Raw genomic sequence first — 10,771 nt, forward strand, 5'->3', positions numbered from 1 at the left:
ATATGTCATTTAAAGAAAAAGTCATTTATCAAATTTATCCAAAATCATTTAATGATACGGATCATGATGGAATTGGCGACTTGAATGGTATTCGAGAGAAATTACCTTATTTACGTGAGCTGGGTATAGATATGGTTTGGTTAAATCCAGTTTATCCTAGTCCACAAAAAGATAATGGCTATGATATTTCAGATTATTTAGCTATTGATCCATTGTTTGGGACGATGGAAGAATTTGAAGCGTTAATCAAAGAAGGAAAAGATTATCAGATTGAGTTTATGCTTGATATGGTTTTGAATCATGTATCGATTGAACATGAATGGTTTCAAAAAGCACTAGCGGGAGATAAATATTATCAAGATTTCTTTTATATCCGTGATGAACCAACTGACTGGGTTTCAAAATTTGGTGGGAATGCATGGGCACCATTTGGAGAAACAGGAAAATATTATTTACATCTATACGATACTACGCAAGCGGATTTGAATTGGCGTAATCCAGCAGTTCGCGAAGAGCTGTTTAAAGTTGTGCGTTTCTGGATGGAAAAAGGTGTGAAAGGATTTCGTTTTGATGTCATCAATGTGATTGGAAAGGATGAAGTTCTGAAAGACAATCCAGTGAATGATGGAAAACCTGAATATACTGACAAACCAGTCACTCATGATTACTTAAAATGGTTGAATCAAGAAACTTTTGGACGAGATCCAGAGATTATCACAGTTGGTGAGATGAGTGCGACTACTGTTGAAAATTGTATCTTATACACTGAACCAAGTCGACATGAGCTAACAATGACTTTTAATTTCCATCATTTAAAAGTGGATTATGAAAATGGAGATAAGTGGACAACTCCGGCTTTTGATTTTGAAGAATTAAAACGTTTGTTCCATACGTGGGGAGAAGAGATGAGTAAAGGAAATGGTTGGAATGCTTGGTTTTTAAATAACCACGATCAACCACGAGCTTTGAATCGTTTTGTGTCAGTAGACCGTTACCGAAAACAAGGAGCAGAGATGTTAGCGACATTGATTCATCTTAATCGTGGAACACCTTATATTTATATGGGGGAAGAAATCGGAATGATTGATCCGGCGTTTACGTCTATGGCTGATTATGTTGATATTGAAAGTAAAAATGCTTATCAAATGTTAGTGGAAAAAGGCTTGTCAGCTCAGGAAGCCTTTCGTAGAATCCAAGCTAAATCTCGTGATAATTCACGAACACCGATGCAGTGGACCGATGAAGAACATGCAGGTTTCACTACAGGAACACCATGGCTGAAGGTGGGAGCCAGTTATCCTGAGATCAATGTTGAGGCAGCAAAAAATGAGAAAGACCAATCAATTTTTGCCTATTATCAACACTTGATTCAGCTACGCAAAACACACCAAGTAATTTCTGAAGGAGATTATCAAGCCTACGCACCAGAACATCCACAAGTTTATGCCTTCTTACGATCTTATGAGGGACAAAAATTACTTGTTCTAACAAACTTTTATGAAGAAACAACCACAGTTGATCTTCCAGAAGAATTTGTTGAAGGCGAAAGACTGATTGATAACTATTCTGATACAGTCGTAAGCAAAGAATTAACGCTTAAACCGTATCAAGCGATTGCATTACTTGTGAAATAAAAAAGAATTCCTACTCAATTGTTCATTGAGTAGGAATTTTTTTATCAAATAAATATCAATCAAAATAATCATCTTCTGAAAAATCAGCTTCTTCGTATTCACCTTTATCACCGTAATACTTATTGTAACGTTGCTTGAATTTTTTAAAAGCAAAGACAACCAGTAATTTTAGTAAAGTATAGATTGGGATACCAAAGATCACACCCATTATTCCAAGTAAGTCACCCATAACGAGCAGCACAATCAAAATCGTTATAGGATGAACTTGTAGTCGGTTCCCAATCACACGCGGAATGACTAGGTCACCATGAAGCAACTGGACTATGAACCAAACAAGGACAAATTTTACGACCATAAAAGTTGAATCTTGGAAGGCGATAAAAAGTCCAGGAAAGAAGGCAATGAATGGTCCAATATAAGGAATGATACATAACACACCAGCAGCAATAGCTAGGATGCTAGCAAAATCAATTCCAATGAGTAAAAATGTGACCCAGTAAATAGCTCCTAAAATAAACGAAGAAATAATTTGTCCTTTCAAAAATGCACCTAATTGTTGGTTAGCGATTTTAGTCAATTCTTGGAAATCCTTGCGAAATGCCGGTGGAACGATTTTTAATACTGATTGGTAGAAACCATGTGGATTTTGAAGCAAGAAAAATGCAACGATAGGACCAGTAAACAGAGTAATAAAAGTAGTTGTTACGGCAGAGAACAGATTACTGATACTTTGCGCTCCACTTTCCCAGTAATTACCAATGAAAGATGTTGCTTGGTCTGTAAAATTATCAATTGAAGAGAAGAATTCATTGAATTTATTAGCAAAAGGTGTGTGTTCTAAAATATTTCTGACACCTTCTTGAAAATCATTAAATAAGTTTGGTAAGCTGTCAAATAACTCGGTTGCTTGCTGTTGTAGAAAGGGTGCAAACCAGACACTTCCTAAACCAATCACGGCAAAAATCAAGACATACACCAAAATAACAGCAATATTACGTGACATCCATTTACTTAAACGCCGAATAATTGGATCCAGTAAATAATACAAAATAAGTGCAAATAGTACAGGTGGTAATGATGCTGCAAAAATAACTCCTAAAGGTTTAAAGATAAAGGCAACTTGCCAAAACACATAAATGACTAAGGCAAGCATTACTAACAAGCCCAGTACGTAATACGAAGTTTTTCCCCCTAAAAATTGAATCAGTCGAGCGTTCGATTTTTTGTTCAATTTTTTTCCTCCTTTTCTTTCTTTTGTTTTTATTATAGTCAGAAGTTAACCGAAAAAGAAAATGAAACAAACTAAATATGGAAGAAATCTGATATTAAAAAAAAATCCTCAATCGATTAGTAAAATGCTAACGAGTTGAGGAGTAAGCTTGTTATGAAATAATTTTTTTTAAGCCGCGAATCGAGATGGGGACTGTTTCACCGTTTGCTAAAGTGACTTCTCTTTTTTTCTTATCAATAGTTCGAATATTTAGTTTGTTAATAACGTATGACTTGTGGCAACGAATAAAGTAATTATTTTTTTTCTCAATATCTTTGATTTTATCGTAGAACTGAAGATGAGCATGAGTCATGTGTACTTCAAGTTTATGTGGTGTAACTGCTGATGTGGAAAAATATTGAATCTCGTCTAGTGGGAGAAATTTGATTTCTCCGTTGAATTCTAGCTTAAAGATGTCCTTTTGAGGTTGAGAATTATGAAAGTTAAGAACGATTTTACTTAAGATGTGTTCTAAACGGTCTTTTAACTCAAAGACATCTTCTTTCAAAATATAATCGGTTGGTTCAATTCGATTTTTTAGAATTTCTAAAGAAAAGTCAGAGTTAGCCGTCACATAAATAATCTTGCCTAATGGATCCATTTGACGAATTTCTTTTCCAAGCGTAATGCCGGTTAATTCATGGCTTTGGATTTCCGTATCCAAAAAATAAATACCGAAATCAGCAGTTCGACGACGGGCAATTTCAAGAAGTTCATTTGGATCAGTTGAAGAAACAGCAACTTGACTGTTGAGGTCTTCAAGAGTGATCTGATTTTTTATGACAGTTGTGATAATTTCTAATTGCCGTGGGTCTTTTTCGCAAATATAAATCGGAATCATATCAATACTCCTTCACTTAAAATAAATTGCTAGGTATCAAACAATGTTTCAGTAAATGAACGCTATTTTTGTTATGTTCATTCCAGTTCGGTTAGTTAGAGACCTGAACGTTAGATTGTAGCTGAAGTCTAATGTTTATCGTGAGAAACCATCATCTAAATTTTAAGGATTATTGCTTAGTCAGAGATTCTTTTTCCCCACGGTGTACCAAAAATAGCTGAAAACTCTTAGTTAAAAGTGTAATAAAAAAAAGTGAACAAAAACGGTTCACTCAAAAAATGTATGTTTCAGCTCATAACTGTCCGATTTCATTTAACTGTTATGTATAATTACTAGATCTTGTGAAATTTGTGAAAAAAGTTCACAGTTTTGATGCGAGAAATGCTTTTTTTGAGTGTGTGTACTAATTTTTTATTTCTATGTTAAAAAAGTACTAACCTGATAAAAGGTGATGGAGGTATTCTTATGGAAAATGAACAATTATTTGAAGTAGGCGAAACTTATGAATTTCATTCGGATTTGTTTGAATCACCAGTCAAAGGGAAAATCGAAAAAATATATGAAAATAGTGTAATGATTCGCGTAACGAAATGTGCAACAGATGAAACAGAAACAGCCGATAATCTACAATGGCAACTGATTGTTCGCAAATCGAACGCTTTAATCGAAAATAACTAAGTAAACAGGAACTAGTTGTTTTCCAATAGTTCAATTTTGTAATTAATAATTAAAAAGACTAACCTTTCAAAAAATAGCAGAAAAATTGTTATTAACTATTGAAAAGTTCAGTCTTTTTTTGTGGTAAAATGAGAAGCAGAATTTATAAAAGGAAGGATGCCGATAATTGTGATTATTGTTGCGGGAACTATCGGAGCTGGGAAAAGTACATTAACAGAAATGTTAGCGCAAAACTTAGACACTAAGCCATTTTATGAAAATGTTGAGGACAACGAAGTCTTGCCTTTGTTCTACTCAAACCCAGAAAAGTACACTTTTTTATTACAAATTTTCTTTTTAAATAAACGTTTTTTAGCAATTAAAGATGCATTTTGTCATGATGATAACGTGTTAGATCGATCTATTTACGAAGACAGTTTACTGTTTCATTTAAACGCAGATTTGGGCCGAGTGTCACAGGTAGAAGTCGAGCAATATCAAGGATTACTTGAAACGATGTTAAATGAACTAGAAGACATCGCGCCGCAGAAGAAGCCTGATTTATTAGTTTATATTCGAGTTTCTTTTGAAACAATGCTTGAGCGTATCAAAAAGCGCGGACGAGAATATGAACAAATCGAACAAAATCCTGAGTTGTTTTCTTATTATCAAGAATTAAATCGCCGTTATGAGGAATGGTTTGATGCGTTTGATGTCTGTCCAAAGCTTGTGATTGACGGAGATCGTTATGATTTTGTGGCAGAACCAGAATGTGGCGAACAAATCGTTCAAACAATTAAAGCACAAGCTAAAGAGATGAGCGAGACAGCAATGAAAGAAAAAATTCGGTATACAACCACAGTTCCAGAAGCAAAGGGAATTTTTTCTTACAAAAAATAAATAAGAAAAAGGACGCGACAAAGATGTTTTTTCTTTGTTGCGTCCTTTTGAATTAATTATTGTATTCCAATTGATCAAAGTGGATATTTATTGGTTCTGAAAAAGCGCCAAAGCTGGAATGTTTGGCTGAGTGCCATTGCCAAAAATAGAAACGACACTAATAAAATAGCTTGAGCACCAAATAAATGATAACAAAAAACAGAAACGATAGCGCCTAAAATGAATGCTAGTACAACTGTGAGGAAGTGAAAAAATTGATCAAAATCAGATTTTTCTTTTGAAATCAAAAAATCATAAAGATTGGTTGCCACACCTTTCAAATTTCCGGTTGTAAAAAGATTTGTATAGGCACGTCCATTGATTTTATCGAATGACACCCATTGGATTGCAGCTGTAAAAGCAATCAAAACTGTTACAAGTGAGGGATGAATGTTGATTATTCTTAAGCTAACGAGGAAAAAAATCAGGGCTTCGTAGTAAAGAACAAATAATCGCCAAAAATGTTTTTCCCGCTTTCGAAAATAATCAATCAAAAACTTGGTCAATAAAATACCAAGAAAAAAGAAAAGAGTTGATAGCACTTTTTTTCCAAAGCTAATCCATTCGCCATCAAAGGCTTGAATAATTGCCAGAATAATATTACCAGTTTGTGCAGAAGCAAAGACATCGTAATGAATGTAAGTATAACTATCCATTGCACCGCCGATAAATGTTAGTAACAGTCCGATAGTACGATCCTCGTGAAACGAAGTACGCATGATTTTTCCACCTTCAATTATTATTTTACTGATGTAGTTTCCTCTATTTTAGCATAATTTTCCGAAAAACATGATAAATTTTCTGAAACAAAGTGATTGGATAACGGCATTTCATTTTCAATAAAGGTCTGGTAGTATAAAGAAAACAAGAATGACACGATAAATAAGAAAATTTTGAAAAAGAAAGTTGGTGGCACTGATTACTCAGCTAAATGAAAAGGAAATGTTGCGGTTAAAAAATGAGCTGAAGTCTTGGAAGAGCAGATATCACAAACTTCAACAAATCTTTCGATTACAAGAAGAGATAATTGCTAGTTATGAGGCTGCTTATGGGGAAGCACCAGGATTAATTGAAGAAGATCAGCCAGCTGAAAGAGTGGATGATTCGTTTTTTAAAATGATGGAAAAACGCTCTTATAATCAGTTTAACCAAGAACAAAAAGCTGCAATTACGTATGACATGGAAAAAAATCTTCGTATTATTGCTGGCGCTGGTAGCGGTAAGACGCAAACGATTTGTGCAAAAGCCGTCTACTTAATGACACAAAAACAAGTTGCCGAGCAGCGAATTTTGATGATTACGTTTACGCGGAACGCAGCGAATGAATTGAAAAAAAGAGTGGATAATTTTAGCCAACATAAAACAGCGGTACATATCGGAACATTCCATAGTATTTTCTTTCGTCTTTATAATGAAATTTGTAAGGAATTCCCAGACATTGCAATGCAAGGTATTCATGGAGACTTTTCAAAAGATTCTGGTCAAAAAATTGGAGCGATTTTACAGCAATTGATTCGTAAATATAATCTTTATTCTTTTGATCAGTATGGTGAGAAAAATTTGCCAGCGCGTTTAGATTATTGGCAAAACATGAATCTATCGCAAGAAGAAATTATCCATTTGGTGAAAGAAAAGTTTGATGGAATAGAAAAAAATGCAAATCAACCACTTTCTGAACGCATCGGTCTGTTGATGACGGAGCTAAAGGAGTTAAAACAGCAGCAACATCTGGCTGATTTTAATGATATTTTGCAAAATCTAAAAGAAGCTTTACTTGACGAAAATGTTCGACAGTTTGTTGGCAAGAAATATGATTTTTTATTTATTGATGAGTTTCAAGATACGAATCCTCTGCAATGGGCGGTCGTAAAATTGATTACTAAAGGAACAAACATCAAGCTAGTCGTAGTCGGAGATGACGATCAAAGTATTTATGGTTTTCGTGGATCAGAGCCAGCCTACATCAAAGAATTTGAACAAGAATATCCGACTGAAACACTCTTCTTACTAACGAATTACCGTTCTCGTGCCGCAATTGTTCAAGGCGCAAACCGATTGATTAGCTACAATAAGGGGGATCGTATTCCCAAAGCTATGATTCCTGCACAAAAAGAAGCAGGTGTTATGGAGGCAATTTCTTTTAAGGATCTTCAAGCAGAAAGCCAGTGGGTGATTCGCCAGGTTCAAACATTTATCAAACAGAAAGGTAAATACAAAGAATCTATTATTTTGTACCGTTCACTTTCGCAAACACAAAGATTGGTACAGAATCTTTTGCAAACGGACATTCCGTTTGTCCTTGAAGCAGATGCACCATATGAAGGGATTTTTGGTGTACGAAACTTTCAACAATTATATAGAAGATTTCTTGACTGGCACAGAGCAACAACTAGTCAGAAAAAAGAGCAAAGTTACCAACAAATTTTGAGACAAATCATGATTAATTGTTATTTGAAAAAGTCGGAATGTGATCGTTTCTTCTCTCAAAAACAGTCAGATACCGATCTAACTGCGTACATTGTTCAGATGAAACCCTCATTAAAATCACGGCAAAAAGAAGTTGAGCAATTAGTAAAAGAATTACAAGGGTTTACGCAGCAACCAAGAAAAAACATGTACCAGTTTTGGCAACTATTCATGAATCTTCCGCGAGCAAAAAAGGAGCTCGAACAAAGTGAGCGCGATTGGTTAATAGAAGAAATCAAAAAACAACCGACATTGTTGCAATTGATAGAGTTAGAAAAATCAATTCAATCGCAAGCAAAGCAACTGAAAACACGATTAATTGCCTATCGACAAGGAAAGCTAGATGCGTTATGTATTCAAAGTATTCATAAAAGTAAAGGATTGAGTTACAGAAATGTTTTCTTGATTAGCTGTAACGAAGGCGCGTTGCCACATAACGGCGCTGCAGAAAAAGGAGCCGTGTCGTCGGAACAAATCAAGATAGAACCTGTGACAACGATTGAAGAAGAACGCCGCTTATTTTATGTGGCGATGACCAGAGCTCGAAATCGCCTGTATTTGTGTGTACCGCAAATGAAAGGAACTCGGCAATTAAAGCCATCTCGTTTTATTAAAGAGTCTGGTATTCAACTCAGGAAATAACTAAAAAATTGTGCCGCAATTGATAATTGTGGCACAATTTTTTTAGTTTACTTAGCGAATGATTGGTCTTTTTGAAATAATTCAGTTAAAATGGGATTATAATTAAAGAGGAGTGAGAAAATGATAAAAGTATATACCTCACCTAGTTGTACTTCTTGTCGTAAGGCTAGAGCATGGTTGCAAACGAATCAACTTGAGTTTGAAGAAAAAAACATTTTTGTCGATCCGTTACTTGAAGAAGAGATTAAAGAAATTCTAGCAGCAACTGAAGGCGGGGTTGAGGATATTATTTCCACTCGGTCAAAAATTTATGAAAAATTGTGTTTGGATTTCAATGAATTAACGCTTAAACAAATGATTGTTTTGTTTAAAGAGTACCCTTCGCTGATTCGTCGCCCTATCTTAATTGATGAAAAGAGAATTCTGATTGGTTTTAATGAGGATGAAATTCGCTCATTTGTTCCCAGAAAAATTCGTTGTGTTGAACGAAATCTGATTTATTTGCAAAATTATGGCACGTTGAACTCTTAGCCAATTAAAAGAAAGAGGGAGGTCCTGTGAGAATAAAAGTATTTGGATCAAAAGATTGCTTGACTTGTTTGAAAGCTAAAAAGTGGTTAGAAAATCATCGTTTAGCTTATCAATTTATTGACTTAGAAAAAACAGCATTGAGTATACAGGACGCCAAAGAACTATGTAGCTTTAAAGAAGTCCAAGCAACTCAATTGTTTGCTACTTGGTCCGAAGCATTTCTCAAAATGCAGGTGGATCTATCAAATTTACAAAATTCTCAGTTGATTTCACTTTGTAGAGAGCACACAGAAGTCTTGAGACGTCCGCTGATTATTATTGATGATGTTTTATTTATTGGCTATGATGAACAATTATTAGAACAGTTAGTTGTTCATGAATAAATTTGAGTGAAGAGTAGGACGTAATCGTGTCTACTCTTTTTTGATGTTTCAAAAATTGAATATTATTGAATGTTATATAGAGGTAAGGAACAACGCTTGCAATCACTTTAATGTATCTTTATAGTTAACTGTTGATTAGTTAACCATGATTGCTAAGATAAAATAGTAAGTAACACTATCTAAGTAACGTTATATAGAATAAAAGAAAAAAGCGAGGCGTTTTTAATATGAAAAAGCAAGTACAGTTTCTATCTGCTGATGGAAAGACTATGGTGGAAGTAAGCTGTTGGTATCCTGAGCAACAGCCCGTAGCCACTTTACAGATTGTTCATGGGATGGTTGAATTTATCGAACGTTATGATCTATTCGCTGAGTATCTTAATAAAAATGGGATTATTGTGGTAGGGCATGACCACTTGGGACACGGCCAGTCTATTCAATCAAAGGAACATTTTGGCCATTTTGCAGATGAAAATGGTTCAGAACTCTTACTTTCAGATATTCATACAGTAAATGAAAAAATTAGTGAACAATATCCAACACTCCCACATTTTATTTTTGGTCATAGTATGGGTTCTTTTTTGGTAAGAAATTATTTGGCACAGTTTGAGACGAATTTTTCCGGTGTAATTATTATGGGGACTGGGTGGCACAATCCCAAAGAGATGACAGTTGCTGAATTAATGGCTTCGACAATCGTCACTATTCGCGGAGCAATGTATCGTTCAAAATTTCTAGATCAATTAGCATTTGGCGGGTTTAATCGACAATTTGAACCTGCAAGAACTTCAAAAGATTGGCTTACGCGTGATGAAATAGAGGTGGATAAGTATTTACTGGACCCTAGAACGCAATTTATTTTTACAGCGTCTTCTTATAAAGAGCTATTCCGATTAGTTAGACAAGCTTGTAGCCGTGATGAAGTACAACGGATTCCAGATCATCTTCCAATGTTAGTTGTTTCGGGAGCGAAGGATCCAGTAGGTGCGAATGGCCGTGGTGTTCAAACCTTTGTCCAAGTAGTGAAAGAATATACTACTAGTCGATTAACACTTTTGCTATATGAAGAAGCACGCCACGAATTGCTTAATGAAATCAACCAAAAGGTGGTATATCAAGATCTTTATCTTTGGTTAAAAAAATATATTGATACTTATTGACAGGTAAAAAATTACATGATATATTTATTCCCGTTGTTGCGAAAGTAACATTCATGAAACTTTCGTAAATAACATGAAAAATAGTTGTTGACATGTGAATTATCACATGATAAGATAACTAAGTCGTTTAAAAAGGACTGCTTGTGAAGCTTGATTTCATCAAGAAAAACTTCAAAAAAAGTTCTTGACAAATAACAAACGATGCGATATGATAAATGAGTTGCTGAAAGATTTCTCAAACGAAATCA

At 34.8% G+C, this 10,771-nt stretch carries 10 protein-coding genes; 7 read left to right on the forward strand and 3 right to left on the reverse strand.

The genetic code is table 11. From position 1 onward, the window contains the following. Window positions 1-2: 2 nt before the first annotated feature. Window positions 3-1,634: an alpha,alpha-phosphotrehalase gene (treC, locus tag AB3I20_RS12510; protein WP_067481375.1), complete on the forward strand. Its 1,632-nt coding sequence runs from the start codon at window positions 3-5 to the stop codon at window positions 1,632-1,634. Window positions 1,635-1,689: 55 nt separating this feature from the next. On the opposite strand, the gene AB3I20_RS12515 is transcribed toward treC, so the two are convergent. Further along, window positions 1,690-2,898, reverse strand: coding sequence for an AI-2E family transporter (locus AB3I20_RS12515; RefSeq protein ID WP_306297864.1), 1,209 nt, complete (start codon window positions 2,896-2,898; stop codon window positions 1,690-1,692). A gap of 118 nt (window positions 2,899-3,016) precedes the next feature. After that, window positions 3,017-3,745, reverse strand: coding sequence for a LytTR family DNA-binding domain-containing protein (locus tag AB3I20_RS12520; protein WP_067481371.1), 729 nt, complete (start codon window positions 3,743-3,745; stop codon window positions 3,017-3,019). A gap of 465 nt (window positions 3,746-4,210) precedes the next feature. On the opposite strand from AB3I20_RS12520, the gene AB3I20_RS12525 reads away from it, so the two are divergent. Together AB3I20_RS12525 and AB3I20_RS12530 are read left to right on the forward strand one after the other, a co-directional pair. Continuing rightward, window positions 4,211-4,423 carry a hypothetical protein gene (locus AB3I20_RS12525; RefSeq protein ID WP_067481368.1) on the forward strand — a complete coding sequence of 71 codons (213 nt, stop codon included), beginning with the start codon at window positions 4,211-4,213 and terminating at the stop codon, window positions 4,421-4,423. Between the two features lie 156 nt (window positions 4,424-4,579). Beyond that, window positions 4,580-5,302: a deoxynucleoside kinase gene (locus AB3I20_RS12530; protein ID WP_067481366.1), complete on the forward strand. Its 723-nt coding sequence runs from the start codon at window positions 4,580-4,582 to the stop codon at window positions 5,300-5,302. 74 nt (window positions 5,303-5,376) lie between these two features. Here AB3I20_RS12530 and AB3I20_RS12535 read toward each other — a convergent pair whose 3' ends face one another. Beyond that, window positions 5,377-6,060 carry a YoaK family protein gene (locus AB3I20_RS12535; protein WP_071868625.1) on the reverse strand — a complete coding sequence of 228 codons (684 nt, stop codon included), beginning with the start codon at window positions 6,058-6,060 and terminating at the stop codon, window positions 5,377-5,379. Between the two features lie 223 nt (window positions 6,061-6,283). On the opposite strand from AB3I20_RS12535, the gene AB3I20_RS12540 reads away from it, so the two are divergent. From AB3I20_RS12540 to AB3I20_RS12555, 4 genes are all read left to right on the forward strand, one after another. Then, window positions 6,284-8,449 carry an ATP-dependent helicase gene (locus tag AB3I20_RS12540; RefSeq protein ID WP_368027430.1) on the forward strand — a complete coding sequence of 722 codons (2,166 nt, stop codon included), beginning with the start codon at window positions 6,284-6,286 and terminating at the stop codon, window positions 8,447-8,449. Window positions 8,450-8,569: 120 nt separating this feature from the next. Further along, on the forward strand, window positions 8,570-8,980 hold the full coding sequence (spx, locus tag AB3I20_RS12545; protein WP_075492039.1) for a transcriptional regulator Spx: 411 nt from the start codon (window positions 8,570-8,572) through the stop codon (window positions 8,978-8,980). A gap of 26 nt (window positions 8,981-9,006) precedes the next feature. Further along, on the forward strand, window positions 9,007-9,363 hold the full coding sequence (locus tag AB3I20_RS12550) for a Spx/MgsR family RNA polymerase-binding regulatory protein (RefSeq protein WP_067481360.1): 357 nt from the start codon (window positions 9,007-9,009) through the stop codon (window positions 9,361-9,363). 227 nt (window positions 9,364-9,590) lie between these two features. After that, a complete protein-coding gene (locus AB3I20_RS12555) occupies window positions 9,591-10,523 on the forward strand; it encodes an alpha/beta fold hydrolase (RefSeq protein WP_368027429.1) in 933 nt (310 codons plus the stop codon). Window positions 10,524-10,771: the final 248 nt, after the last annotated feature.

Source organism: Enterococcus sp. C50 (assembly GCF_040887505.1).
GTDB lineage: Bacteria > Bacillota > Bacilli > Lactobacillales > Enterococcaceae > Enterococcus_B > Enterococcus_B thailandicus.